Source organism: Nonomuraea sp. NPDC026600 (genome assembly GCF_040638335.1).
Lineage (GTDB): Bacteria > Actinomycetota > Actinomycetes > Streptosporangiales > Streptosporangiaceae > Nonomuraea.
This window is the reverse complement of the sequence record NZ_JBEZYD010000028.1, coordinates 157,653-182,898: the sequence shown is the minus strand read 5'-3', so window position 1 is coordinate 182,898 and position 25,246 is coordinate 157,653. Positions and strand designations below refer to the sequence as shown.

The following is a 25,246-nucleotide window of genomic DNA, read 5'->3' as shown; positions in this document are numbered from 1 at the left end:
AGCCTCGACCACTTCGCGCGCGCGCCCCGTTAGTTCAGCTGCCACCCCTCAGGCGTTGTCCCTCGTTGTGGTGGTGTGATATCATTCTCCGGTCCCCCCCCCACCACCGGACACCGGACGCGGCTACAAGATCGGTGCCCACTCCTTGAGCAGCACCACCACATTCACCGCCGTATACGGATCACGCCGGAGGATCTCCCGCAACTCCTCCTCATCGGCCACCTCGTACACGTGCAACGCCCCACTGTCATCCGCCCACGGCCCCGCCTTCACCAACCGCCCCTCCTCGTGAAGCGCCCGCAGATGCTCCCGATGCGCGGGCCGGGCCGCCAGCCGCCTGGGGTCACCGTCGAACGCCAACTGCACCACATATCTCGCCATACCCGCACGTTAGGTCCGCCATCGAGACGGCCGCCGCATCACCGGGCACAGCCGTGGTGTATCACCTGATACATGACGCACAGGCTGGCCGCCCTCCCGATGTTCCGTGAGCTGGGCGAGGAGGGGCTGCGCAGGCTGGAGGCCGTGGCGCGGCTGCGGCGCTACCCGGCGGGGCAGGTGCTCTGCACCGAGGGCGACCCGGCCGACCAGCTGATCGTCCTGCTCGACGGCCGGGTCAAGGCCGGGCGGGTGAGCGTGGACGGCCGGGAGGTGGTGCTGGCCGTGGACGCCGCGCCCGTGGCGTTCGACAAGACGACGCTCCTGGTGGAGGGCACGCACCGGGCCACGCTGACGGCCGTCACGCCGGTCGAGGTGGCCTACCTGCCGCGCGTGGCCGTACTGGAGGCGATCGCCACCGAGCCGTCGGTGGCGGCCCGGCTGATGCGTACGCTGGCCGAGACCGTGCGCGACCTCGACGAGCGGCTCACCGACGTGGTGGTGCTGGACGTCTCCGCGCGGGTGGCCAAGTGGCTGGTACGGCACAGCGAGGGCGGCCGGGTGCGGCTGCATGCCGGGCAGGCGGGGCTGGGTGCCGAGATCGGCGCGACCCGGGTGAGCGTCAACCGGGCCCTGCGCTCCTTCGAGCGCCGCGAGCTCGTCGAGATCGGCGACGGCGACGGCGAGGTGACGGTGAAGGACGCCGAAGCGCTCGCCCGCATCGCGAAGACCACCCCGGCCGACGCCGCCGATAAAGCCCGCCGGAAATACGAATAGGCGTCTATCGGAGTCCGGCGGCCTGTTCTATCGTCACCGTACATGGCGACCTCTCGCGCACCGCTGCGCTTCGCCGAGGCGGTCTCCGCCACCGTTTCCGCGGCCCGCGAATCGGGTTTCTTCTTCGATTTCGACGGCACTGTCGCCCCCATCATGAACGACCCGGACGCGGTACTCCCCGTCCCCGGGGCGGTGGAACGGCTGGGCGCGCTGTCGGAGCTGTTCGCGCGCGTCGCCGTCGTCTCCGCACGCCCCGCCGCCTTCCTGCGCGACCGCTTCTCGGCCGCCCCCGGCGTGCGGCTCTTCGGCCTGTACGGCCTGCAGACGGTGGTCGGCGGCGAGATCAAGAACGCCGGGGAGGCCGAGCCATGGGCGCCGGTCATCCGCCGCCTGGTCGCCGACGCCGCCCGCGAACTGCCGGCGAAGGTGCTGGTGGAGGACAAGGCCCTGATGGCGGCGCTGCACTACAGAGCGGATCCGGCGCTGCGCGGCGTGGTGGAGAGGTGGTCGTCGGCGAAGGCCGCCGAGCTGGGCCTGGCCGAGCAACTGGGCCGGATGGTGGTCGAGCTGAAGCCACCCGTACCCGGCGACAAGGGCACGGTCGTCGCGACGGAGACCGCCGCCCTGACCAGGGCCTGGTACTTCGGCGACGACCTGTCCGACGCCCGCGCCTTCGAGGCACTGCGTACCCGCGAGGAAGGCGATCGCGAGTTCATCGGAGTCAGGGTGGCGGTGGCGAACACGGAAACAGGAGACGACCTGGCGCGGCAGGCGGATTTCACCGTCTCCGGCCCGGCGGACGTCCCGGCCATGCTCGACGAGATAATCCGCGCTTTCCACGACAAGCGGGATTCCCCATAAAAGTTATGTGGTTCATTCGAGCCGTTCACCGGACGTTCACCAACCGGGAAAGTCCTGTCCGGTACGCGGGGCACCATACTCTGGACGAGTGAGCACTCTTGTCCTGGACGGCGGCCTGGCCACCCGTCTCGAAATGCTCGGCGCCGACCTGAGCGACGAGCTGTGGTCCGCGCGGCTGCTGCTGGAGGATCCGGCGCTGATCCGGCGCACGCACGCCGACTACTACGCCGCGGGGGCCGACGTGGCCACGACCGCGAGCTATCAGGCGTCGATCCCGGGGTTCGTCCGGCGCGGGCTCGACGTGGCGCAGGCCGAGCGGCTGATGAGGCTCTCGGTCGAGCTGGCCGGACAGGCCCGCGACGAGGCCGGGGGCGGGCTGGTGGCCGCCTCGATCGGTCCCTATGGGGCCTACCTGGCCAACGGCGCCGAATACACCGGCGACTACGACCTCGACGAGCTGGGCCTGCTCTCGTGGCACCGGCCGCGCTGGGAGATCCTCGCCTCGGTCGGGCCCGATCTGCTCGCCTGCGAGACCATCCCGTCCTACCCGGAGGCGCGGGCGCTGGCCAGGCTGCTCGCCGAGACGCCGTCGGTCAAGGCGTGGGTGAGCTTCTCCTGCCGCGACGCCGCGCACCTCAACGACGGCACCCCGATCGGCGAGGCCGCCGCGCTGTTCGCCGGCAGCTCGCAGGTGGTGGCCGTCGGGGTCAACTGCACCGCGCCGCGCCACATCTCCGGCCTCATCGGCGCGCTCTCCGGCGGCCTGCCGGTGGTCGTCTACCCGAACTCCGGCGAACGCTGGGACTCCGGGCAGGGCCGGTGGCTCGGCACCGCAGACCCCGTCGAGTACGGCCAGGCGGCCGAGGAATGGCAACGGGCCGGCGCCTCGCTCATCGGCGGCTGCTGCCGCACCACTCCCGAGCACATCAAGCAGATCCGCGCCCACGTGTCCTGATCACCCCGCCGCGGCGAGCGAGCGGCGGGGCGGCAGAACGGGGACCGCGACACCGCGCCGGTCGGGCCGCGCGGGTCAGGCCGCGACGGTCTCAGGGGTACGGCGGCGGGCCAGCAGGCGGTCGAGGGCGAGCGCGCCGCCGCCGCTGAAGCCGACGGCCAGCGCGCCCGCCGCCAGCGACAGGACGAACTCGTAGCCGCCCTTGTCGACCCCGAACCCGTTGGCCCCGTGCACGAACAGGATCGCGCCCACCATGTCGAGCGCCAGCAGCGTCCCCACCGCGGGCAGCGCCACGCCGAGGATCAGCGCCAGGCCGCCCGCGACCTCCAGCACCGCCACCGCCGGAGCGGCGGCGGCGGCCAGCGGGATCCCGGCCGACTCGAAGAACTTGGTGGTCCCGGCGATCCCCATCGTGGCGAACTTCTGGTAGCCGTGCACCAGGAAGATCCCCCCGACGACCACTCGGGCGATCAGGAAAGCTACGGAACGTGACTGGTCAAGCATGCGATCTCCAAAAGGCTGTTGTTCAGATTTGAACCAGCACTCTACAGAGAAGTTCAAATCTGAACAACAAGTACACTGGACGGTGTGACCGACCCCCGCTGGCTCGACGAGACGGAGATGGCCGCCTGGCGTGCCTTCCTGTCCACCTCCCACCTGCTCGAGCGGCGCATCGAAGAGCAGCTCAAGGCCACGGCCGGGCTGACACACCCGCAGTACGAGATCCTGGTGCGGCTGGCCGACGCGCCCGGCCGCCAGATGCGCATGACGGAGCTGGCCAGGGGCGTCGTGGTGTCGAAGTCGGCGCTGACGTACCAGATCGGGCAGTTGGAGCGGGCGGGGCTGGTCGAGCGCACCACCTGCCCGTCCGACGAGCGGGGTGTGCTGGCCGTTCTGACCGAGGCGGGCGTCAGTTGCCTGGAGCGCGTCGCGCCCGGCCATCTGGAGGTCGTCCGGGCCTACCTCATCGACCGGCTGACCCGCGGCGAGCTGGAGACGATGACCACCGCCATGTGCAAGACGGAGCAGGCGCTGCGGCAGTGACCGGTCAGCCCTTGGCGGCCCGGGCCGCGCGCTCCATCTCGACCTTGGCGCTGGCGGCGTACTTGTCGACGTACTCCTGCTCCGACAGCTCCATGAGCGCGTACATGATCTCGTCGGTCACGGCGCGCAGCACGAGCCGGTCCTCCTCCATCCCGTAGTAGCGGGAGAAGTCGAGCGGCTTGCCGAACCGCACCCCGGGCCGGATCCCGAGCTTGGGCAGCGGGTGGCCGGGCGGCATCATCTCGAAGGTGTTGACCATGGCCCACGGGATCACCGGCACCCGCGACATGAGGGCCAGCCGGGCGACGCCCGTCTTGCCCTTGTACAGGCGGCCGTCGGGCGAGCGGGTGCCCTCCGGGTAGATGCCGAGGATGTTGCCCTCGCCCAGCACCCGCATGCCGGTGCGCAGCGCGGCCTCGCTGGCCTTGCCGCCCGAGCGGTCGATGGGCACGGTGCCGACGCCACTGAAGAACAGCCGGCTGAAGAAGCCCTTGACGCCGCTCCCGGTGAAGTAGTCGGACTTGCCGAGCGAGATGACCTTGCGGCGCAGGTGCAGCGGCCCGAAGAAATGGTCGGCGAACGACAGGTGGTTTCCGGCCAGAATGGCCGGCCCCTGCCTGGGTACGTTGTCCACACCTTCTGCCCACGGCCGGAAGACGACGCGGAGGAACGGCCCCAAGATGGCCTTGACCACCCAGTAGAACACCCGGCCACCTCTTCTCGAGAGCGCTGTCAGCAAGCAAAGTCATCTTCGCATCTCAGGACGGATGCTCCTACCTCACCTCTCGCACAATCCCCCTCGATCGTGCGACGATCGGGCAATTCCGGGATGAAATCCCTTCGAGGAGCTGTTATGCCGCTCATGCCAGGCGCGGAGCCCTATCACCATGAAGCAGGTCAGGTCGGTGTACTGCTGTGCCACGGCTTCACCGGCACGCCGCAGTCGCTGCGGCCCTGGGGCGAGTATCTGGCCGGGCACGGGGTGAGCGTCTCCCTCCCCCGCCTGCCCGGACACGGCACCACCTGGCAGGAGATGAACCGCACCCGCTGGGAGGACTGGTACGCCGAGGTGGAGAAGGCGTTCGAGGACCTCCAGGGCCGCTGCGCGGAGGTGTTCGTGGCGGGCCTGTCGCTGGGCGGCTGCCTGGCGCTGCGGCTGGCCGAGGTGCACGGCGAGGCGATCAGCGGGGTCGTGGTGGTCAACCCGTCGATCACCAGGGACGCGCCGCTGCTGATGCTGGCGCCGGTGCTCAAGTGGTTCCTGCCGTCGGTGCCGGGGGTGGGGAACGATGTCAAGAAGCCGGGCGTGACCGAGCTGGCCTACGCGCGCACGCCCGTGAAGGCGGCCGCCTCGCTGCCCGGCCTATGGTCGCTGGTCCAGGCCGACCTGGTGAAGGTGACCCAGCCACTGCTGGTCTTCCACAGCACGGAGGACCATGTGGTGAAACCGACAAGTGTGGCGATCATTCGCCAGAACGTACCGCAGGCCACGATCGAGGAGCTTACCGATAGCTACCATGTTGCGACGCTCGACAACGATGCCCACAGGATCTTTGCCGGTAGCCTCGACTTCATCCGGACACATGCCTCGGTACCCTTGCAGAGGGACTGATCGCACCCAGGGGGAAGTCGCGATCGCTGCGGAGAGGCCGATCTAGGTGACGCCCCAGAGTGACGAGGACGAGGTCTGGCGGCAGATCGTCGCGTCCTTCAACGACACAGCCGAGCCCGACTCGGCCCATCAGCCATGGCCGGACAGCGAGAACGTCCCGGTCGAGCCCGCCCACCGGGTGGTGAAACCCGCGGCCGACGAGGACGCCGACGTGGAGGCGGAGCAGGGCGACGAGGACGACGACCTCGACGAGGACGGTGAGGGGCGCTTCGAGCCACCGGTGCCGCCGCCCCTGCCCAAGCTCGACCTGGCGACCAAGCTGGCCTGGGTGGCGCTGTTCGGCGGCCCGGCCTACCTCCTGATCGCCGCGATGGCCAACTGGCAGATGGAGGGCTGGGCGCTCTTCACCGCCGTGGCCGCGTTCATCGGCGGCTTCGTGGCGCTGGTGGTGCGGATGGGCGACGGCCCGCCCAACGACTCCGGGTGGGACGACGGCGCCGTGCTTTAGGGCCGGCCTCCGGAGAGGCCGGCTAGGAGTTCAGCGAAGGGTCCCTGGGCCCGAACGACTCCACCACGTCGGTGTAGCGCTCACGGGCGTCCACGGCATGGCCGACCGCCCAGACCGTGCCCTTGCCCGCGAGGTAGGTGGCGGCCTGCAACCGCACGCTGTCCTTGCCCTTCGCGGCGTCGCCCCGGATGATCTCGCAGTCACCCTTCTCGCAGCGCATCATGAACGGCTCGGCGGCCCGTGACGGGTCGAAGCCGGAGATCCAGAAGCGGCCCTTGCCGTCGCCGGTGACGCCGTAGAGACGCGACTCGGTCGCGGGCAGCTTCTCCCGCTGCCAGCGCTTGCCGTTCCACGACAGGACGAGCGGGTCGACCTCGTCGGCCCCGCGGTAGACGCCGCCCACGGCCAGCGCGCGCTTGGCGCTGTCGACCTGCACGTCGCGCAGGTAGCCGCCGGGGATGTCGGGCACCGGCATGGCCTTCCAGGCGTCGCCGGAGTAGTGCATGATCAGCGGCGCGCTGCCGGTGTCACCGACGGCGAAACCGTTGGACACCGCGTAGAGCGCGCCCTTCTCCTTGGTCTCCTGGACGCTCCAGGCACCCGCCTGGCCGGTGAGGATGAGCCCGTAGTCGTCGCGGCTGCCGACGGCCACGACCCGCCCCGGGCGGGCGTCGATGCCGCCGAGCCAGTCGCCCCCGCGCATCCCCTGCGCCCTGACCCGGTCGAAGCCGCCCGCGTCGCCGTGGGCGAGGTAGGGCAGGCCGTCGTGGCCGTCGCCCACGGCCCACACGTCGGTCGGCGAGGTGGCGGCCACGCCGCGCAGGTTGCCGGCGCCGGTGGCGTCGCGCAGGCTCACCTCGGACCAGCTGGTGCCGTTCCAGTGGCGGACCGTGCCGCGGTTCTTCCACACATCCCAGATCTCCTGCTGGCCCACGGCCCAGACATCGCCGGAAGGGAGCGCGGTGACGTCGGAGAGCGAGCCGTCGGCGTCCAGGCGGACGCTCGTCGACTGCTGCCACGCCTCAAGCGTGGCGGGGTGGGGATCGGCATGCGCGGCGGGCGTGACCTGCGACAAGGCCACGGACGTCGCCAAGATCAGGGTGAGCGCACGCCGCTGAAAGCGACGGGTCATGAGCAAATGCTACGGGTTCGCGACCCACCCCTGCTCCGTTAGGGTCCGACTCGCAGTTCGGCGAGCACCGGCAGGTGGTCGGTGGCGGCCCCGAGATCGGCCCCGGCGGCGTCCGCGCCGCCGCACGAGACGACTGTCAGACCGCGTGCGGCGAACACCGCGTCGATGCGCTCGCGCGGCTGCCGGGCCGGGAAGGTCAGCCCGTCGCCGCGGGGCGCGGCCCGATGGCAGTCGGTGAGCTGCCCGGCCAGATAGCGCCAGGTGGGCTCGGTCTCCTGCTCGTTGAGGTCGCCGCCGATCACGATGGCGGCGCCGTACGCGCCCGCCGCCCGTCGCATCAGCGTCATCGCCTCGTACGTGTGACACAGCCTGGCCGCGCGGCGCAGGTCGAGGTGGATCGAGCCGACGGCCAGCGGCACCCCCTCGACGCGCAGGACCGCGACGGCCAGCCCGCGGATCTCCAGGCCGAGGAACACCTTCAGCGCGTGGTGCTCGGCCCCCAGCACCTCGATCCCGGGGCGGACGAGCACGGCGACGCCGCCGAGCCGGCCCCCGGCCGCCACCCGCAGGCCGCACGCCTCGGCCAGCTCGCGCCGCCGGCCGCGCCAGCCGAGGAAGCGCGGCACCTCCTGGAGGCACAGGATGTCGGCGCGCATCGACTCGATCACGCGGATCAGCGCGGGCACGCTGTCACGCAGCCCCCGGACGTTGTACGTGGCCACGCGGAGCATCGCGCGCGAACCGGTCAGCGCAGCCTGGCGAGGTCGGCCGCGCCGACGACTCCCGCGGAGGCGCCCAGCTCGGCCAGCCGGATCTCGGCGAGCGGCCGGTGCCCCCGGCCCGTGAGCCGCTGGGCGAACGTCTCGCGGGCCCGGTCGATGAAGAACTCGGCCGCGCGGGAGACCCCGCCACCCACGATGAAGCAGCCCGGATCGAGGACCGCGGCCAGGTCGGCCATGCCCTGTCCGAGCCAGTCGGCCAGGCCGGCGAACGCCAGCAGGGACGCCTCGTCACCCAGCTTGGCCGCCTCGGTGACCTCCTCGCCCTCGATCGTGCCGCCCGCCAGGCCGAGCAGGATCTCGGCCCGCTTCGGCTGCACGGCGGCGATGTGCCTGGCCTCGGCGACCAGGGCGTTGCCGCTGGCGTACTGCTCCCAGCAGCCGATCTGACCGCACCCGCACAGCCGCCCGTTGGGCACCACCTGCATGTGGCCGAGCTCGGCTCCCATGCCCCAGTGGCCCCTGAACAGCTTGCCGTCGAAGACGAAGCCGCCTCCGATGCCGGTGCCGAGCGTGATGCAGACGATGTGCGACTGGCCGCGTCCCGCGCCGAACCTGGCCTCGCCCCAGGCCATGGCGTTGGCGTCGTTCTCGATGACGACCGGCAGCCCGATCAGCCCGCTGATCTTCTTCTGCAGCGGCTCCTCGCGCCAGGCGAGGTTGGGGGCGAACCGGACGATCGACCGGGTCTCGTCGACGAACCCGGCCGCGCCGACACCGACGGCCTCGATCTCCCTGCCCTGGGCGAGCTCGCGCACGACCTCGGCCACCGTCGCGGCGACCTGGTCGGGCCGGTCGGCTGGAGTGGGCTTGAGCGCCTGGGCGATGACCGTGCCGTCGTCATCGACCACGCCCGCGGCGACCTTCGTGCCGCCGATGTCCACACCGATCGTGAGCATGCCCCTGTATCCCCTCTATCCCAAATCAATATGTTCTACGTTGTCGCGGCGGTGATCACCGCTTTGATCGTCGCGCGGCCTGCGAGGGGCCGGCCTGCTCAGCGCGTCGATCGTCTGGCGGAAGGCGGCGAACAGCTCGCCGCCGGCCGCCACCAGGTGCCCGGCGACGTCGTTGCCGGACTCCCGCTGTGCCGCTATCGCCCGGCAGACCGGGCAGGCGCGGCAGATGTACTCCTCGTGGGGCTCGGACACCGCCTCGCTCCACACGTCCTTGTCCTTGCTGCCGCCACCGCTTCCGCCTCCGGTGAAGGAGTTGAGCACGGTCCTGCCGACCTGGCGGGTGGCCCGCCCCTGAATGGTGTCGAACAGCTTGCGCGCCTCGTCCGTGACGGTGCCGATCGGGTCTCTGTCGTTGCGCTCAGTCATCTGGCCCTCCTGCTGTGAACCGTACCCGGAGCACGCCGTCGCGGAGCGCCGCGCCGCTGATCCTCCTGCGGGCCAGCGCCGCCGGCAGGGCCAGGATCCGCCGGTACGGTCCGGCGGTGATGATCAGCTCGTCACCCTTGCGCGCCAGGTCCACGTCGGCCCGGTCGGCGCCCGGCAGGGCCAGGGTCAGCTCGTCGGCGGACAGCCGTAGCGGCGGCTCCACGCCGGGGTCGGCGAACGGATCCACCTCGCCGTACATCGCCGCGCCCACCTCGGCCAGCGCGTCCTTGCCGACCGGCTCGGTCGGCAGGTACGGCACGACGTGGATGGGCAGCGGCGCGAACGACTCCTCGGCCTCGGCCAGCAGTTTCGACTGGGCCGCCACCCACTGGGCGCGCCACTCGTCGGCGCCCTCCGCGGGGAAGACCCGGTTGGCGATCACCGCGTCGACGCGGTAGCCGTACAGGTTGAGCGAGGTGAGGGTCCGCCTGGCCTCGGCGAGCACCACCGACTCCGGCGTCAGCACGAGGCGCACCGAGGCGTGCTCGCCGGTGAGCAGCTCGCGCACCTCCAGCAGGCCGCGGTGGAGGCGCTCCCCCGCGCTCATGACCTCCTCGCCGGGCGCGCTGACATGGGCGACGCTGCGCACGAACGGCGAGACGATCTTCATGATCTTGCGGCCGACCGGCATCAGCCTGGTCATGTGCCAGTCGAGCGCCTCGGGCAGGGCCAGCAGGCGCAGGGTCTCGGCGGTGGGCGCGCAGTCGACGACGATGACGTCCCAGCGTCCTTCGCGGGCGTGCTCACGCAGCTCCAGGAGCGCGATGATCTCCTCGGCGCCGGGCAGGATGGTGATCTCCTCGGAGGTGATCTCGTCCAGGCCCAGCTCGGTGAGCACCCCTCTGGCGTACTCCTGCAGCTCGCCCCAGTGGCGCTCCAGCGTCTTCTGGGTGTCGACCTGGTGCAGGTGCAGCCCCGGCGCGATCTCGCCCGGCTCGACGCCGAGCGCGTCGGCCAGCGAATGGGCGGTGTCGGTGGACACGATCAGCGTCTTGAGCCCGCGCTTGGCGGCGAGCGTGGCGGTCGCCGCGGCGGCCGTGGTCTTGCCCACGCCGCCCTTACCGGTGAAGAGCAGAACCCGCGGGCTCACTTCAGCGCCCTTCGACGCGCTTCTTGAGGCCCTTGAGCGCGGTCTCCACAATGACCTTCTCGGCCTTGCGCTTGATCATGCCGATCATGGGGACCTTGAGGTCGGCGGCGAGCTCGTACGTCACCTCCGTACCACTGCCCGTGTCGGCCAGCAGATAACTCCCCGCCAGCTCGGAGAGCATCTTGCCCGGCTCGACGACCTGCCAGCGGACGCTCTCGTCGTCCTGCCAGATGTAGCCGAGGGCGTAGGTGTCGCTGATCACTCCGGCGTCCAGCACGAACCGCACCGTCTCCGGCCTGCCGTCGGCCCCGATGCTCAATACCTCGGCGTTCTTCACCTGCCCCGCCCATGCGGGGTAGGCCGCGAAGTCGGCGATGACGGCCATCACAGCGGCGCGGTCCGCGCCGATGGTGATGCTCGAAGTGGTGCGATCAGCCATGCGACCACCGTACCGGTCTGGTCACCATTCGAGGATGAACGGAACCCCCTTTCCCCGGAAATGACCCACGTTCACGCACTCGGTGCGCCCGATACGGGTGCGCTGGTGAAGTGGCTGGTGCACGTGCCCGAAGAGGGCGTAGCGCGGCTGCGTCCGCTTGATCGCCGCCAGCGTCGCCTCGCTGCCGCGCTCGAAGCGCCTGGCCACCACGTCGTAGAGCAACTCGGGCACCGCGGGCGGGATGTGGCAGCACAGCACGTCGACCTCGCCGACCGCCTCGACCTTGGCGGCGAACTCCTCGTCGCTGATCTCGTACGGCGTGCGGTAGGTGGTCTTGAGCCCGCCGCCGACGAAGCCGAACCGCCAGCCGCCGATCTCCACGCTCTGCCCGTCGAGCACCTGGTGGCCGTCCTGGAGGTAGTCGGGCCACAGGCGCGGGATGTCGACGTTGCCGTAGGTGAGGTAGGCGGGCTCGGGCATGGCCGCGAAGAGCTGCTCGTACTGGGCGCGTACGTTGCGTTCGATGTGCTCGCGCGGGTCGCCTTCGAGGGTGGACCACAGCCGCGCCGACATGGCTCTGGCCTCGTCGAACCGCTTGGCCGTACGGAGCCGGATGAACTCCGCGGCACGCTCGGCGCCGAACAGGTCGGGGAAGATGCCCTGCGCGTGGTCGTCGTAGTCGATGAAGAGGATCAGGTCCCCCAGGCAGATCAGCGCGTCGGCGCCCGCGCCCGCGCGGGCCAGCGCGTCGGCCCTGCCGTGCACGTCGCTGATGACATGGACCCTCATGCGGGAAATCCTATGAGAGCGGCTGCTAGCGTGAGAATCACCCCTACCCGTGGGTAATTCCACGCGATAGCGGCCAAGGCGGTCCACGAAGAGGAGTTGATCCGTGCGCGAGTACAGCGTCCCGGTGCTGGTCGACGTACCTGCCTCCGCGAGCCTGCCCGACACGGTGTTCAGGCGGGCCGAGCAGGAGCCCGGCGCGGTCGTCATGCGGCGCAAGTCCGGTGACGGCTGGCCGGCCGTCACCGCCGCCGAGTTCCGCGACCAGGTGGTCGAGCTGGCCAAGGGACTGATCGCGGCGGGCGTCGAGCACGGCGACCGGGTCGCGCTGATGTCGCGTACCCGCTACGAGTGGACGCTGATCGACTACGCGATCTGGTCCATCGGCGCGGTCACCGTGCCGATCTACGAGACGTCGGCGGTCGAGCAGGTCAGGTGGATCCTGTCCGACAGCGAGCCCAAGGCGGTGTTCGTCGAGCTCGACACGCACGAGGCGACGGTAGGCGAGGCCGCGCCCGGCCTGAAACCGGTCTGGCGCGTCGATGAGACGCTCGACGGTTCCGGGGTGGACGACGCCGCCTTCGAGGAGCGGCGCGCCCGGGTCAGCTCGGAAGACCTGGCCACCGTCGTCTACACCTCGGGCACCACCGGCCGCCCCAAGGGCTGCCAGATCACCCACGACAACCTGCTGTTCACCGCCCGCAACGTGGTGGCGGGCCCCCTGGAGCAGCTCTTCACCACCAAGGGGACGGCGGCCCTGCTGTTCCTGCCGCTCGCGCACATCTTCGCCCGCATGATCCAGGTCGCCATCATCGAGGCCGGCGCCATCCTGGCCCACACCCCGAACATGAAGAACGTGGCCCCGGACCTGGCCGAGTTCCAGCCGACGTTCCTGCTCGGCGTGCCCCGCGTGTTCGAGAAGGTCTACAACGGCGCCGAGCAGAAGGCCATCGCGGGCGGCAAGGGCGCGATCTTCACCCGCGCCGTCGACACGGCCGTCGCGTGGAGCAAGGCCGAGAGCTCCGGCGGCGCGGGCCTGGGCCTGCGCCTGCGGCACGCGCTGTTCGACCGGCTCGTGTACGGCAAGCTCCGCACGGCCACGGGCGGCCGCCTGTCGGCGGCGGTGTGCGGCGGCTCGGCGCTCGGCGACCGGCTCGGCCACTTCTTCAGGGGCGTCGGCATCGAGGTGTTCGAGGGCTACGGCCTGACCGAGACCTCGGCCCCCTGCTCGGTCAACATGCCGGGCGCCAACAAGATCGGCACGGTCGGCAAGCCACTGCCCGGCGTGTCGATCCGCATCGCCGACGACGGCGAGATCCTGGCCAAGGGCCGCAACGTCTTCCACGGCTACTGGCACAACGACCAGGCGACGGCCGACGCGATCGACGCCGGCGGCTGGTACCACACGGGCGACGTGGGCGAACTCGACGCCGACGGCTACCTGCGCATCACCGGCCGCAAGAAGGAGATCCTGGTGACGGCGGCGGGCAAGAACGTGGCCCCCGGCCCGCTGGAGGACGCGCTCCGGGCGCACCCGCTGATCTCCCAGGCCATGATCGTCGGCGACGGGCAGCCGTTCGTGGCGACACTGATCACCCTGGACCCGGAGGCGCTGGACCAGTGGAAGTCGGCCAACGGCCTGCCGTCGGCCACGCTGAGTGAGCTGCGGACGGATCCGCGCGTCCTGGCGGAGGTCCAGAAGGCCGTGGACACGGCCAATCGGGCGGTGTCGAAGGCGGAGCAGATCAAGAAGTTCGCGATCCTGGATGTGGACATCACCGAGGACAGCGGCCATCTGACGCCGACCCTGAAGATCAAGCGCAACGTGGTGATGCGGGACTTCGCCGAGGATGTGGACGCTCTGTACAAATGACTACGCTGGGTATAGAAATCGCCACACGTTGTGCCACATTCGCTGGTCAGCCTTGACTTCCTCGCGCTAGCCTGTGAAGGCAATCGGGACCGGAGATCGCTAATATCCCCGGTCCCTACCTTCAAAGGTAGGGGAGATAACTGTGAGCATCAAGGAAGCGGGCATTCGCTTCATCGACACCATCGAGACGGAATTCGTCCGGATAGGGGCCGACCAGATGGAGATGGGCCAGCAGCTCACTGAACGCATCAACGGCGTGGCGGACCGGGTCAAGACACTGGACGGCAAGGTCACCGCCCTCGACGCCAGGGTCACCGTCCTGGATGGCAAGGTCACCGCCCTGGACGGCAAGGTCACCGTCCTAGACGCCAAGGTCACCTCCATGCAGGCGTCGATAGACGAGCTCCAGGCCGGACAGGCAACGATGCAGAAGTCAATGACGTCGATGCAGCAGTCTCAGACAGAGATGATGCACGTCCTCATCGCCATCCAGCGCAAGCTCGACGTCAACTAGCACAGCCACTCGAACAGCCCCCGGCAGCGCAGGCCGGGGGCTGTTCGCTGTGCGGCGTCAGCCCTTCGTCGCACCCCCCGTGAGCCCCTTGACGAACTGCTTCTGCAGCAGCAGGTAGAACACCAGGATCGGCAGCGTCGCCAGGAACATCAGCGCGAACATGCCGCCGAAGTCCGCCGCGTACTGCCCGAGCGACTTGTAGATGCCCGTCATGATCGTGGTCCCCTCGCGCGGCCCGTAGATGATCAGCGGGTTGAGGAAGTCGTTCCAGATCCACACACCGAGGAAGATCAGCACGCTGGCCGTCGCCGGCCGTAGCAGCGGAAAGACGATCTTCCAGAACGTCTGCCACCGCGTGGCCCCGTCGATGGCCGCGGCCTCCTCCAGCTCCCGCGGCACGCCCTTCATGAAGCCGGAGAAGACGAAGACCCCGAACGGCACGTAGTACCCGACGTTGAAGAGCACGAGGCCCTGCAGCGTCGACATCAGCCCGAGCGCCTTGAGCACCTGCGTGATCGGGATCAGGATCACCTGCGGCGGGATCATCAGCCCGCACAGCAGCAGCACCATGATGACCCGGGACCACCAGGTGTTCTGCCGGGCCAGGTAGTGGCCGAGCATGGCCGACAGCAGCGTCAGGATGATGATCGACAGCGAGGTCACCAGGACGCTCGTCCGCAGCGACGACCAGAAGAGGCTGTCCGGGCTGGTCAGCACCCGGATCAGATTGTCGAAGGTGGGCGGGATCGGCAGTGACATGGCCCCACTGGCCACCTGCCTGCTCTCCTTGAAGACGTTGATCAGCGCGATGTACAGGGGGATGAAGAACACCCCGCCGACGACCAGCGCGACCAGCGGGCGCAGCCATGGCACGGTGGAGCGCATCACAGCTGCACCTCCCTGCGCTGCAGGATGCGCAGTGTGATCACGCACAGCAGCGCGATGACGATCAGCATGACGACCGCCTCGGCCGAGGCGTAGCCGGTGCGGTTCTCCACGAACCCCTCATTCAGGATGACGAGCGCCACGCTCGCGGTGGTCCCCGTCCCGGGGCCGCCGTTGGTGATCACCTTCACGTGGTCGAAGATCTTGAACGCGGAGATCAGCAGGACCACGGTGTTGATGGTGAGCGCGGGGGCGAGCAGCGGCCAGGTGACGCTCCAGAACCTGCGCACCGGTCCCGCGCCGTCGATCGCCGCCGCCTCGGCCAGCTCCTGGGGTACGCCCTGGAGCCCGGCGAGATAGACGACCACGCAGAAGCCGAGCATCTGCCAGCAGACGATCGACGACAGCGAGTAGAGCGCGATGTCCGGGTCGGACAGCCAGCCCGGCGGTTCACTGACGCCCAGCGCCCTGAGCGCCTGGTTGATCGGCCCGTCGTCGGCCAGGATGCGCGTCCAGATGACGCTGATGACCACGGAGCTGATCACCATCGGGGTGAAGAAGACGCTGCGCAGCGCGTTGTAGAGCCAGCCGCGGCGGTCGAGGAGCACCGCGATGGCGACACCCAGGACGTTCGGCACGATGACGACGATCAACGTGAGAATCGTGGTCACCCGCAGCGACTGCAGGAACGTCTCGTCCCGCAGGAGCAGCTCGTAGTTGCGCAGGCCGACGAAGTGCGTCTTGGGCCGCAGCAGCGCCTGGTCGGTCAGGCTGTAGCCGAAGCTGAGCGTGATCGGCAGCACGACCAGGCAGAAGTAGATGAGCGTGCCCGGCGCCGCGAAGGACAGGAAATGCCATAACCCTGCCCGTTTGCCGCCAGATCGTCGCCGGCGCGCTCGGGCCCGCGCATGGCCGGACTGTTGATGGTGGATGGTGGTGCCAGCGGCCATCAGGCCAGACCCCTCCCAGTCAGGATGAAGGGGCGGGCCTTCGGCGGCCCGCCCCGCCGGATCAACCGGACTTCTCCCACTCGGTGTCGAGGAAGGACAATGCCTGGTCGACCGTCTTCTTGCCGCTGACCAGGTCCTGGGCCGTGGACCAGAACTTGCCCTGCATGCCGGGCAGCATCGCCGTGTCTCCGGCCTCCCAGCTGAACGCGGGGACGGTCGCCTGCTCGTTCTGCGCCTTCTGCCACAGGTCGTAGACGGCCTTGAACACCGGGCCCGTGTCCGACGGAGGCGTGTAGCCCTTGATCGCCGGGAAGAGCGCGTCGGCCTTGACCGAGGCGTCCAGGTTGGCCTTGGTGAGCTGGAAGGCCAGCGCGAACTTCTTGGCGGCGGCCATGTTCTTGGCGGTCGCGCTGACGGACAGCCCGCCGCCGGTGAACGTCGGCATGTGCAGGCTGCCGTCGTCGCCGGGCCAGGCGAAGACCCCGACGTCGTCCTTCATGTCCGAGGCGTCGGCCGCGGCGGCGAACCAGCTGCCCATCGGGTACATCGCACCCTTGCCGCCGAGGAACGCCTCCTGCGTCTTGGGATAGTCCTGCCCGATCTGCCGCTTGTCGAGGTAGCCCTTGGCGGCCAGGTCGGCGAACTTCTGCGTGGCGGCCTTCATGGCCGGGTCGGTCGCGAACTTCACCTCGCCGTTGCGCCGCTTGGTCATCCAGTCGGGCGTCTTGGCGTACAGGTCCGTGGCCAGGATGGCGGTCCACGGCTGGGAGGTGACGAACACGCCGCCGGACACGAACGGGGTGATGCCCTTGGCCTTCAGCTTCTCGGCGTCGGCCAGCAGGTCGGCGTAGGTCTTCGGCGGCTCGGCGATGCCGGCCTTCTGGAACAGCTTCTTGCTGTAGTAGACGTTCGGGATCGTCTGCGTGTTGGTCGGCAACTGGAGGACCTTGCCGTTGACCGCGCCGCAGGTCGGGCAGAGGAAGTCCTTGAGCTCATCCGGCGTCCACGTCGCCAGGCTCGGCTCCAGGGCGATCAGGTCCTGCATGCCGATCTGTACGTCCGGCAGCTGCCCGGAGGCGGCCAGCTGCTTGGCGTAGTCGTTGCGCTCGGACTCCGAGGGCGCGGCGACCAGCTCGACCTCCAGGTCGGGGTTGGCCTTGGTCACCAGATCGACCTGGGCCTTCCAGTACGACTCCGGCAGGTTCGGCGAAGGGAACACCAGGAAGGAGACCTTCTGCTTGCCGCCGGATACCGGCGCCGAGGATTGGCCTCCACTGGGCGTACCGCTTGAGCAGGCACTCAGTGCGAGAGCGACGGCGAGTGTCATCGCCCCAGCCGCGAACAGCTTGTTCACTGTGCCACCCTTCTCATTCATCCGATCATTCGGTGGGGGCGTGAAACTGATGCGTGCGATAGGTAGGACCACTACTACGGGTAACAGCCAAGCCCTGTCAAGATAAGGCTAGAGTCTGCATAAAGGTAGGATCACTCAAGCCCAACGCACGCCATGTGATCGGATTGGTATCTCACGCGGCGAGATCAAACGATGACCAGCTCGCCCGCCTGCTCGGCCAGCGCCGTCCTGGCCGACTCGGGCAGCCCGCCGTCGGAGATCACCATGTCGGCCTCGCTCAGCCGGGCGATCGTGCTGATGCCCACGGTCCCCCACTTGGTGTGGTCGGCCAGCACGACCAGGCTGCTCGCGGCCTCGACCAGGGCGCGGTCGGTCTCGGCCTCCATCATGTTCGGGGTGGTGAAGCCGGCCCGCGTGGTCATCCCGTGCACGCCCAGGAACAGCACGTCCACGTTGAGCAGCCGGATCGCGGCCACCGCCACCGGGCCGACGAGCGCGTCCGAGGGAGTGCGTACGCCACCCGTCAGCACCACCGTCTGGTCCGGCCGGCCCCCGTGCTGGAAGACGTCGGCGATCCGCACCGAGTTGGTCACCACGGTCAGGCCGGGCAGGTTCACCAGCTGCTGGGCGAGCGTCCAGGTCGTGGTCCCGGCCGAGAGCGCCACGGCGGTGCCCGGCAGCACCATCCCGGCCGCGCGGCGGGCGATGACCAGCTTCTCGCTCTCCTGCCGGACCGACTTGACGGCGAAGCCCGGCTCATCGGTCGAGCCGGCGCCGATGACGGTCGCGCCTCCGTGCACCTTGGCCAGCAGCCCCCGCTCGGCCAGCAGCTCGAGGTCGCGGCGGATCGTGATGTCCGAGACCCCGAACTCGCGCACCAGGTCGACCACCTTGACGGCGCCGTTCAGCCGCACGAGTTCCAGAATTGTCTGCTGTCGCTGGACGGCGAGCATCGCATCACCCAGTTCTCAACAGTTTCCGACATGCCATTCGGACGCATCATGACACGCCACCTGCGGAGTTCAAGGCCCGTGCTCGGTTGTGATGGTTCTCGGGGGACACCGACACCAAATCGTGCGTTGACAGCCGGATAAGTGTGCTCTTCTCTGAAGGAAATCGAGCGAATTCGGGGGAATGTGAGGGTCCGGGCAAGGAGGAACCACCATGGTCCAACGTCTGCCGATCTCCCGTCGCAACCTACTGCTCGGCACGGCGGCCGCCTTCGGCGTCCCCGCCGTGCTGGCCGGCTGCGGCTCCAGCGAGCCCACGGCCGCGCCGCCGGGTGGTAAGTCCGCCGGAAACCTGGGCACGGTCACGCTCGGCTCCAACTACTCCGACGAGGTCCCGAAGAAGTCTCTCGACTCGGTGATCAAGGGCTTCACCCAGGGTCAGGTGAAGATCAACACCGTGGACCACAACACGTTCCAGGAGAACATCAACCGCTACCTCAAGGGCACGCCGGACGACGTGTTCACCTGGTTCGCCGGCTATCGCATGCAGTTCTTCGCCGAGCAGGGGCTCGCGACGGACATCTCGGACGTGTGGCGGGAGATCGGGGGCGACTACACGCCCGCCATGAAGGCCGCCTCGACGGGGTCCGACGGCAAGCAGTACTTCGTGCCGTTCACCTACTACCCATGGGCCGTCTTCTACCGCAAGAGCGTCTGGCAGGAGAAGGGCTACGAGGTGCCCAAGACGCTGGACGAGTTCACCGCGCTGGCCAAGAAGATGAAGACCGACGGACTGATCCCGATCGCGTTCGCCGACAAGGACGGCTGGCCCGCGATGGGCACGTTCGACATCCTCAACATGCGGACGAACGGCTACGACTTCCACATCTCGCTCATGGCCGGCAAGGAGTCGTGGACCGACCCCAAGGTCAAGCAGGTCTTCGACACCTGGCGGGGCCTGATGGAGTATCACCAGCCCGCGGCGCTGGGCCGGACCTGGGAGGAGGCCGGGCAGTCGCTGCAGCAGAAGAAGACCGGCATGTATCTGCTCGGCATGTTCGTCGCCCAGCAGTTCCCGGAGAGCGAACGTGACGACCTCGACTTCTTCACCTTCCCCGAGATCAATCCGGCCTACGGCACCGACTCCATCGACGCGCCCATCGACGGCTACATGATCTCGGCCAAGGCCAAGAACGTCGACGGCGCCAAGGCGCTGCTGAAGCACTTCGCCCAGGGCTCGTCGCAGAACATCGCCACCAAGCTGGACCCGGGCACGCTGGCCGCCAGCTCCAAGGGCGACACCAGCGGCTACAGCGCGCTGCAGAAGCGCGGCGCCGAGCTGGTGTCCAAGGCGACGCACATCGCCCAGTTCCTCGACCGGGACACCCGGCCCGACTTCGCCTCCACCGTGATGATCCCGTCGCTGCAGACCTTCGTCGGCAAGCCGAACGAGATCGACTCCTTACTGGTGAGCATCGAGAAGCAGAAGGCCAACATCTTCCGCTGATGGCCACCAAGACCCGTCGCTACTCCGCCCGCGACGTGACCATCCTGGTCATCGGGCTGGGGGTGGCCATCATCGTCAACGTGGGCCTCATCTGGGGGCCCACGCTGGCCTCCATCGGGCTGTCGGGCACCAGCTGGAACGGCATCGGGCCGATGGAGTGGGTGGGCGGCCGGAACTACGTCGACCTGGTCAACGACTATCCGCCGTTCTGGTCGGCCATCCGCAACAACGTGCTCTGGCTGGGCTTCCTCGGCCTGGTCGCGACGCCGTTCGGGCTGTTCTGCGCGGTGCTGCTGGATCGGCGGCTGAAGCTGTCGCGGGTCTACCAGAGCGCCCTGTACACACCGGTCGTGCTGTCGCTGGCCGTGGTGGGGTTCATCGCGCAGCTCGTGTACTCCTCCGACTACGGCGTGCTGAACGTGGTGACCGGGCTGAAGGTGGACTGGCTGGGCGACCGGTCGATCAACATCTGGGTGGTCATGGTGGCGGCGGCGTGGCGGCACGTCGGATACGTCATGATCATCTATCTGGCGGGGCTCAAGGCGGTCGATCCCGCGCTGAAGGAGGCGGCCGCGATCGACGGGGCCAGCGAGGCGCAGGCGTTCTTCCGGGTGGTGTTCCCGACTCTGCGCCCGGTCAACGTGATCGTGCTGGTGATCACGGTGATCGAGGCGTTGCGCGCGTTCGACATCGTCTATGCCATCAACAAGGGCAGGAACGGCCTCGAACTGCTGTCGGTGCTGGTGACCGAGAACATCGTGGGCGAGGCGAGCCGGATCGGGTTCGGCTCGGCCATCGCGGTGATCCTGCTGGTGATCACGCTCGGGTTCATCGTGGTCTACCTCTCGCAGCTGTTCAAGGAGGACCGATGACGCTCACCGCGCCCGCCACGACCCGCGAGCTCCAGGACGGGCGGTCTCCGGTGCGCCGCCCGGTGCGGCCGCTGCGGATCCTGCTGTACGCCTTCCTGAGCGTGGTGGCGCTGGGCTGGGTGCTGCCGCTCGCCCTGGCCGTCTACGCCTCGCTGCGGCCGTACGAGGAGACGTCCCGGCTGGGCTACTTCTCGCTGCCCGAACACCTGACGCTCGACTACTACGGGGAGGCGTGGAGCCAGGCCGACCTGCCGCGCTACTACCTCAACACGCTGATCGTCGTGATCCCCGGCGTGCTGATCACACTGTTCATGGCGTCGTTCACGGCGTTCGCGATCGCGCGGCTGCGCATCCCGGGGCGCAAGGCGCTGCTGATCACCTTCACCGCGGGCAACCTGCTGCCGCCGCAGGTGCTGATCACCCCGCTCTACACCCTCTACACGCTGGTGCCGCTGCCGTCGTGGCTGTCGGACTCCCAGTCGCTGTACGACTCCTACCTCGGGCTGATCCTGGTGCACGTGGGGTTCCAGTTCGGCTTCTGCGTGTTCGTCATGTCGAACTTCATGCGCACGATCCCGGAGGAGATCACCGAGGCGGCGCTGGTCGACGGGGCCAGTGTGTGGCGCCGCTACTGGCAGCTCACCCTGCCGCTGTGCCGGCCGGTGCTGGCGGCGCTGGCCACGCTGGAGTTCACCTTCATGTACAACGACTTCCTGTGGGCGCTGGTGCTGATGTCGTCGGGCGACAAACTGCCCGTCACCTCAGCCCTGAACAACCTGCGCGGCCAGTTCTTCACCGACTACAACCTGCTGGCCGCCGGGTCGATGCTGGTCGCGCTGCCGACACTGATCGTCTTCCAGATGCTGCACAAGCAGTTCGTCGCCGGGCTCACCCTGGGGGCCACCAAAGGCTAGACATCAAGGACTAGAGGAGAGAGCTGAAGCGGGCGGCCACCAGGTCCCAGGCCCACTCGCCGACGATCCAGTCACGGCCGCGGGCGCCCATCTTGCGGGCGCGTTCCGGGTCGCCGAGCAGCTCGATGAGGGCTCCGGCCACCTCGTGCACGTCGGTGCCGTCGACGACGAGGCCGGTCTCACCGTGCCGTACCGCGTCCGGGGCGCCGCCGGACGCGCCCGCGACGACCGGCAGGCCGCTCGCCGACGCCTCCAGGAACACGATGCCCAGCCCCTCGACGTCGACGCCGCCCAGCCTGGTCCGGCACGGCATCGCGAACACGTCCGCGGCGGCGTAGTAACCGGCCAGGCTCCCCGCCGGGACCGTGCCGGTGAACCGGACGGACTCCTGCCCCCGCGCCAGCTTCTCCAGCCTCTCGCGGTACGGCCCGCCACCGACGAGCAGCAGCACCGCCTCCGGCACCGCCCGCAGCACCAGGGGCCAGGCCCTGATGAGCTGGTCCTGGCCCTTGCGCGGCACCAGCCTGGACACGCAGACCACCACCGGCCGGCCGTCCAGTCCGAGCTCGGCCCTGACCGCGTCCGGATGGAACTGGCCGGCGTCCACGCCCGGCGCCAGCCGTACCAGCTTCGCCGCCGGGATCGCGGCGGCCAGCCGGGCGCGCGTGTACTCGCCGAGGTAGGTCACCACGTCGGCGTGCTCCCCGATCCTGCGCAGCACCGCCCGGAACACCGGCGCGCTCGCCCACGACGCCTCATGGCCGTGGGTGAGCATCACCACGCGCCGCGCGCCCGCCGCCCGTAACCCCGGCGCGAGCAGCCCCAGCGGGGCCGCCGCGCCGAACACCACCGTGTCCGCCCCCTCCTCGGCCAGCAGCCGGGCCGCCCGGCGGGCGACCGCGCGGGTCGGCAGCATCAGCGAGGTGGGGTGACGGACGATCCGGTACGGCTGACGGCGGTCGAACTCCGCGCACCCCGGCCAGGCCGGAGCGTAGACGGCCACGCCGGGCGTGCGCAGGGCCAGCCCGTGCACGAACGACTGGATGCCACCCGGCCTGGGCGGGAAGTCGTTCGTGACGATGAGCACACCGGTCACGGCTGTGGCTGACCGTTCAGCGCGGCCCACTCCCGGGCCATGGCGATGCGCTCGGGACCGGAGGGGTGCGAGGCATAGAGCGCATATTCCACCGGATCCGGCGACAAGTCGGAAATATTGGTGATTGCCAGGCGTTTCTGCATCGAGAGGAACGTGCCCGGGTCCTTCGTGAGGTTCAGGGCGTGGAGGTCGGCGCGGGCCTCGATGTGGCGGCTGATCAGGTTCTGGGCCGGGCCCACGATGACCGTGGCCAGGCTCAGCAAGCCCATGATCACGCCCACCGCCCGCGGGTCGGCCGCCGAGACGATGCCCGTGCGCCGCCGTACCACTCCCAGGAGCAGGAACAGCAGGATCACGCCGAACGCGGCGCCCAGCCCGCCCATCAGCGTGCCGACGAGCACGTCGCCGTACTTGGCGTGGCCCAGCTCGTGCGCCACGACCAGCTCGACCTCGGACTGCGGGGCGCGCAGCAGCGTGTCGTACACGACGATCCGGCGCGTGGCGCCGAAGCCGGAGACGTAGGCGTTGAGGGCGTTCGTCCGGCGTGAGGCGTCGGCGATCAGCACGTCCCCGACCGGGACGTGGGCGCGCTCGGCCAGCGTCATCAGGTTCACCCTGAGCGCGCCCTGCGGCATCGGGCGGAAGTCGTTGAACAACGGCTCGAACACGACCGGATACACGAACGACGCCAGCAGGGTCAGCGCGAACGCCCCCACGGCGGCCGGAATCCACCAGCGCCGCACCTTCCTGGCCAGCGCCACCACGACCAGCACCATGATCGACTGCAGCACCACGCCCACGGCCAGCCCCTTGAGCCGGTCCCCGGTCCAGCCGGCCCAGTCCTGCGTGGACAGGCCGTAGTCACGCAGCACCACCTCGAACCAGACGCCCAGCGGCCACCGGACCGCCTCCACGATCGCGGTCAGCACCGTCACCCCGAGCACCACCCGCACCCACCACGGCCCGCGCAGCCCGCCCAGCACCTTGGCCCCGAACGGCGTGAGCACCAGCAACCCCGCGAACAGCACGGTCAGCCCGAGCGACAGGTACCCGGGGACGCTGGTGGCGGCGTCGAACGCGGCGGCCCTGGCGATCTCGCCCGCACTGAAGTCACGCGCCGGATCCGGCGGCACGGTGGGAGTGCCCGGCGGCATCACCCGCCACGGCGTCGCCAACGCCACCACGACCAGGATCACCACCCCGAGCAGGACCAAGGCCCAACCGGTCCCAGCACGCGCGGGCGTAGCGGGGGCGCCTGGCGCGACGTTCCCGCTCGGCATGGCCTGTCCCCCTGGCGCGGCGTTCCCGTCAGGTGTGGCCCGCCTCCCTGGCGGGGCCTGCCTCCCTGGCGTGGCCTGCCCGCCCGATGCGGAGCCCCCATCTGGTGCGGCCCACCCACCCGGTGCGGTCTGCCCGGTGTCCGGGGCGGTATCCGACCCCGCCGGCCCGGCATCCGCCCCGAACGGCACGTCGTCTCCATCGGACCGCCCAGTCGACACGGCGCCGGGGCCGGGCGGCTCGGGCAGCGCGGCGTTCTCACCGGGCTGTGAGCCCGGGTGCCGGGCGGCGGGGTCCGCGTCGTCGTCAGGCGGCATGTTGTCGGTGCTCTGCAGATCGTCCATCCGCGTTCCCCTTACGCAAGCTGGTCCCGCACGTAGTCGCGCCACCGTGCCGTCAACGTCCCTGCCGAGAGCCCGAGCCTGGCGAGCCCCCGGTCGATGCCACCCGTCTGGGCATCACGGTAGAGCCTCACCAGAGTCCCCTCACCGAACCGCTCGGCGATGAAGCGACACGCCAGCCACGCCTCCTGGTAGGCCCGTGCCAGCCGTACAGGGTCCCGGGAAGAGGGTGCGAATGCCTCAGGCCCCGGCAACCCGCCCGGCAAGCGCCCGGCCCGCACCTCGGCGGCCAGCTCAGCGGCGGCGACCCGAACCGGCAGCCCCGCGTCGCGGTAGCCCACGTAGTCGGCGAACCCCTCATAGAGCCACACAGGCAGCCGCTCCGTCCCGGCGGCGACGTGGGTGAGCTCGTGGGTGAGCACGACGTCCCGCCCGGTCGGGGTCAGCCGGCCGAAGTACTCGGGCACCACGACGACCCGCCCGCCATCGGCCACCGCCGCCAGCCCGGCGACACTCCCCACCCCGGCCACCCGCGCGGCCTCGGCCGTCGAACCAGGCACGAGCACCACGGGCCGCACCGGCCGTCCGAGCACGGCGGAGACACGCGTCCCGGCGGCGTCGGCCCTGCGCGCCAGGTCGCGAAGCAGCTCGGTGGCCGCGTGGTGACCGACCACGACCGAACGCGCACCTCGTACGACATCCGCCCCGTCACCCCAGAGGCCCCGCGCCTCCGCCGGGAGCTCGCGATCACCGGGCGTCGGGCCGCGACCCGCCACAGGCTGCTCACGACCACCGGACGGCAGGTCACGAACCGTCGCCGCGAGGTCACCCGTCCCGGTGGCCCGGTGCGGGACGGCACTGGCCGAGGCGAGGGCCAGGAGCAGCACCCCCGCCACCACGACTCGGCGGCTCACCTGCACGGACACGTTCCCCGATGGTAGTCGCCCACCGCGGGAGACCGGCCGT

28 protein-coding genes are annotated in these 25,246 nt (G+C 69.7%); 11 read left to right on the top strand and 17 right to left on the bottom strand.

What is annotated here, in order from left to right; translation table 11 throughout:
• Positions 1-123: 123 nt before the first annotated feature.
• Positions 124-381, bottom strand: coding sequence for a YciI family protein (locus AB0F17_RS45295; RefSeq protein WP_358036452.1), 258 nt, complete (start codon positions 379-381; stop codon positions 124-126).
• Between the two features lie 72 nt (positions 382-453).
• Here AB0F17_RS45295 and AB0F17_RS45290 point away from each other — a divergent pair, with 72 nt between their 5' ends.
• From AB0F17_RS45290 to mmuM, 3 genes are all read left to right on the top strand, one after another.
• Complete coding sequence (locus AB0F17_RS45290; protein ID WP_358036450.1) at positions 454-1,155, top strand: Crp/Fnr family transcriptional regulator; 702 nt, start codon at positions 454-456, stop codon at positions 1,153-1,155.
• Positions 1,156-1,197: 42 nt separating this feature from the next.
• The gene (otsB, locus tag AB0F17_RS45285) at positions 1,198-2,016 is read left to right on the top strand and encodes a trehalose-phosphatase (protein WP_358036448.1); all 819 of its coding nucleotides are present in this window, start codon (positions 1,198-1,200) and stop codon (positions 2,014-2,016) included.
• Positions 2,017-2,104: 88 nt separating this feature from the next.
• Entirely contained in the window at positions 2,105-2,971 is an 867-nt protein-coding gene (gene mmuM, locus AB0F17_RS45280) for a homocysteine S-methyltransferase (protein ID WP_358036446.1), read from the top strand.
• Positions 2,972-3,046: 75 nt separating this feature from the next.
• On the opposite strand, the gene AB0F17_RS45275 is transcribed toward mmuM, so the two are convergent.
• Entirely contained in the window at positions 3,047-3,475 is a 429-nt protein-coding gene (locus tag AB0F17_RS45275) for a DoxX family protein (protein ID WP_358036444.1), read from the bottom strand.
• 84 nt (positions 3,476-3,559) lie between these two features.
• Between AB0F17_RS45275 and AB0F17_RS45270 the strand changes: the two genes are divergently transcribed.
• Positions 3,560-4,015, top strand: a complete 456-nt coding sequence (locus tag AB0F17_RS45270) for a MarR family transcriptional regulator (protein WP_358036442.1) — start codon at positions 3,560-3,562, stop codon at positions 4,013-4,015.
• 4 nt (positions 4,016-4,019) lie between these two features.
• Here AB0F17_RS45270 and AB0F17_RS45265 read toward each other — a convergent pair whose 3' ends face one another.
• A complete protein-coding gene (locus tag AB0F17_RS45265; RefSeq protein ID WP_358036440.1) occupies positions 4,020-4,721 on the bottom strand; it encodes a lysophospholipid acyltransferase family protein in 702 nt (233 codons plus the stop codon).
• Positions 4,722-4,868: 147 nt separating this feature from the next.
• Here AB0F17_RS45265 and AB0F17_RS45260 point away from each other — a divergent pair, with 147 nt between their 5' ends.
• Both AB0F17_RS45260 and AB0F17_RS45255 read left to right on the top strand, forming a co-directional pair.
• Positions 4,869-5,627: an alpha/beta fold hydrolase gene (locus AB0F17_RS45260; protein WP_358036438.1), complete on the top strand. Its 759-nt coding sequence runs from the start codon at positions 4,869-4,871 to the stop codon at positions 5,625-5,627.
• A gap of 46 nt (positions 5,628-5,673) precedes the next feature.
• Complete coding sequence (locus tag AB0F17_RS45255; RefSeq protein WP_358036436.1) at positions 5,674-6,135, top strand: hypothetical protein; 462 nt, start codon at positions 5,674-5,676, stop codon at positions 6,133-6,135.
• Between the two features lie 22 nt (positions 6,136-6,157).
• Here AB0F17_RS45255 and AB0F17_RS45250 read toward each other — a convergent pair whose 3' ends face one another.
• The 7 genes from AB0F17_RS45250 to AB0F17_RS45220 are packed head-to-tail and all read right to left on the bottom strand — an operon-like array spanning position 6,158 to position 11,749.
• Positions 6,158-7,267, bottom strand: coding sequence for a hypothetical protein (locus AB0F17_RS45250; protein ID WP_358036434.1), 1,110 nt, complete (start codon positions 7,265-7,267; stop codon positions 6,158-6,160).
• 38 nt (positions 7,268-7,305) lie between these two features.
• Positions 7,306-7,998 (bottom strand): endonuclease/exonuclease/phosphatase family protein, encoded by a 693-nt coding sequence (locus AB0F17_RS45245; RefSeq protein WP_358036432.1) that lies wholly within the window; start codon positions 7,996-7,998, stop codon positions 7,306-7,308.
• Between the two features lie 14 nt (positions 7,999-8,012).
• Entirely contained in the window at positions 8,013-8,945 is a 933-nt protein-coding gene (locus AB0F17_RS45240) for an ROK family glucokinase (RefSeq protein WP_358036430.1), read from the bottom strand.
• Positions 8,946-8,960: 15 nt separating this feature from the next.
• Positions 8,961-9,371, bottom strand: coding sequence for a hypothetical protein (locus AB0F17_RS45235; protein WP_358036428.1), 411 nt, complete (start codon positions 9,369-9,371; stop codon positions 8,961-8,963).
• Positions 9,364-10,521 carry an ArsA family ATPase gene (locus AB0F17_RS45230; protein ID WP_358036426.1) on the bottom strand — a complete coding sequence of 386 codons (1,158 nt, stop codon included), beginning with the start codon at positions 10,519-10,521 and terminating at the stop codon, positions 9,364-9,366. Before AB0F17_RS45230 ends, AB0F17_RS45235 begins: the two co-directional genes overlap by 8 nt.
• 1 nt (position 10,522) lies before the next feature.
• Positions 10,523-10,960 (bottom strand): SRPBCC family protein, encoded by a 438-nt coding sequence (locus tag AB0F17_RS45225; RefSeq protein WP_358036424.1) that lies wholly within the window; start codon positions 10,958-10,960, stop codon positions 10,523-10,525.
• Between the two features lie 21 nt (positions 10,961-10,981).
• Positions 10,982-11,749, bottom strand: coding sequence for a metallophosphoesterase (locus tag AB0F17_RS45220; protein ID WP_358036422.1), 768 nt, complete (start codon positions 11,747-11,749; stop codon positions 10,982-10,984).
• A gap of 103 nt (positions 11,750-11,852) precedes the next feature.
• Between AB0F17_RS45220 and AB0F17_RS45215 the strand changes: the two genes are divergently transcribed.
• Both AB0F17_RS45215 and AB0F17_RS45210 read left to right on the top strand, forming a co-directional pair.
• Entirely contained in the window at positions 11,853-13,619 is a 1,767-nt protein-coding gene (locus AB0F17_RS45215) for an AMP-dependent synthetase/ligase (RefSeq protein WP_358036420.1), read from the top strand.
• Between the two features lie 142 nt (positions 13,620-13,761).
• A complete protein-coding gene (locus AB0F17_RS45210) occupies positions 13,762-14,133 on the top strand; it encodes a hypothetical protein (RefSeq protein ID WP_358036418.1) in 372 nt (123 codons plus the stop codon).
• A 57-nt stretch (positions 14,134-14,190) separates the two neighbouring features.
• Here AB0F17_RS45210 and AB0F17_RS45205 read toward each other — a convergent pair whose 3' ends face one another.
• The 4 genes from AB0F17_RS45205 to AB0F17_RS45190 form a co-directional block, all read right to left on the bottom strand.
• On the bottom strand, positions 14,191-15,018 hold the full coding sequence (locus AB0F17_RS45205; RefSeq protein WP_358036416.1) for a carbohydrate ABC transporter permease: 828 nt from the start codon (positions 15,016-15,018) through the stop codon (positions 14,191-14,193).
• Positions 15,018-15,968: a sugar ABC transporter permease gene (locus AB0F17_RS45200; protein WP_358036414.1), complete on the bottom strand. Its 951-nt coding sequence runs from the start codon at positions 15,966-15,968 to the stop codon at positions 15,018-15,020. Before AB0F17_RS45200 ends, AB0F17_RS45205 begins: the two co-directional genes overlap by 1 nt.
• Positions 15,969-16,029: 61 nt before the next feature.
• Complete coding sequence (locus AB0F17_RS45195) at positions 16,030-17,322, bottom strand: extracellular solute-binding protein (RefSeq protein ID WP_358036412.1); 1,293 nt, start codon at positions 17,320-17,322, stop codon at positions 16,030-16,032.
• Positions 17,323-17,507: 185 nt separating this feature from the next.
• Positions 17,508-18,275 carry a DeoR/GlpR family DNA-binding transcription regulator gene (locus AB0F17_RS45190; protein WP_358036410.1) on the bottom strand — a complete coding sequence of 256 codons (768 nt, stop codon included), beginning with the start codon at positions 18,273-18,275 and terminating at the stop codon, positions 17,508-17,510.
• Positions 18,276-18,486: 211 nt separating this feature from the next.
• Between AB0F17_RS45190 and AB0F17_RS45185 the strand changes: the two genes are divergently transcribed.
• The 3 genes from AB0F17_RS45185 to AB0F17_RS45175 are packed head-to-tail and all read left to right on the top strand — an operon-like array spanning position 18,487 to position 21,565.
• The gene (locus AB0F17_RS45185; RefSeq protein WP_358036408.1) at positions 18,487-19,779 is read left to right on the top strand and encodes an ABC transporter substrate-binding protein; all 1,293 of its coding nucleotides are present in this window, start codon (positions 18,487-18,489) and stop codon (positions 19,777-19,779) included.
• Positions 19,779-20,651 carry a sugar ABC transporter permease gene (locus AB0F17_RS45180; RefSeq protein ID WP_358036406.1) on the top strand — a complete coding sequence of 291 codons (873 nt, stop codon included), beginning with the start codon at positions 19,779-19,781 and terminating at the stop codon, positions 20,649-20,651. The genes AB0F17_RS45185 and AB0F17_RS45180 overlap by 1 nt, the downstream gene beginning before the upstream one ends.
• Positions 20,648-21,565 (top strand): carbohydrate ABC transporter permease, encoded by a 918-nt coding sequence (locus tag AB0F17_RS45175; RefSeq protein WP_358036404.1) that lies wholly within the window; start codon positions 20,648-20,650, stop codon positions 21,563-21,565. The genes AB0F17_RS45180 and AB0F17_RS45175 overlap by 4 nt, the downstream gene beginning before the upstream one ends.
• A 10-nt stretch (positions 21,566-21,575) precedes the next feature.
• Here AB0F17_RS45175 and AB0F17_RS45170 read toward each other — a convergent pair whose 3' ends face one another.
• From AB0F17_RS45170 to AB0F17_RS45160, 3 genes are read right to left on the bottom strand one after another with little or no spacing between them, the layout of a single operon-like run.
• On the bottom strand, positions 21,576-22,661 hold the full coding sequence (locus tag AB0F17_RS45170; RefSeq protein ID WP_358036402.1) for a glycosyltransferase family 4 protein: 1,086 nt from the start codon (positions 22,659-22,661) through the stop codon (positions 21,576-21,578).
• Positions 22,658-24,283 carry a M48 family metalloprotease gene (locus AB0F17_RS45165; protein ID WP_358036400.1) on the bottom strand — a complete coding sequence of 542 codons (1,626 nt, stop codon included), beginning with the start codon at positions 24,281-24,283 and terminating at the stop codon, positions 22,658-22,660. Before AB0F17_RS45165 ends, AB0F17_RS45170 begins: the two co-directional genes overlap by 4 nt.
• A gap of 11 nt (positions 24,284-24,294) precedes the next feature.
• Positions 24,295-25,206, bottom strand: coding sequence for a hypothetical protein (locus tag AB0F17_RS45160; RefSeq protein WP_358036398.1), 912 nt, complete (start codon positions 25,204-25,206; stop codon positions 24,295-24,297).
• Positions 25,207-25,246: the final 40 nt, after the last annotated feature.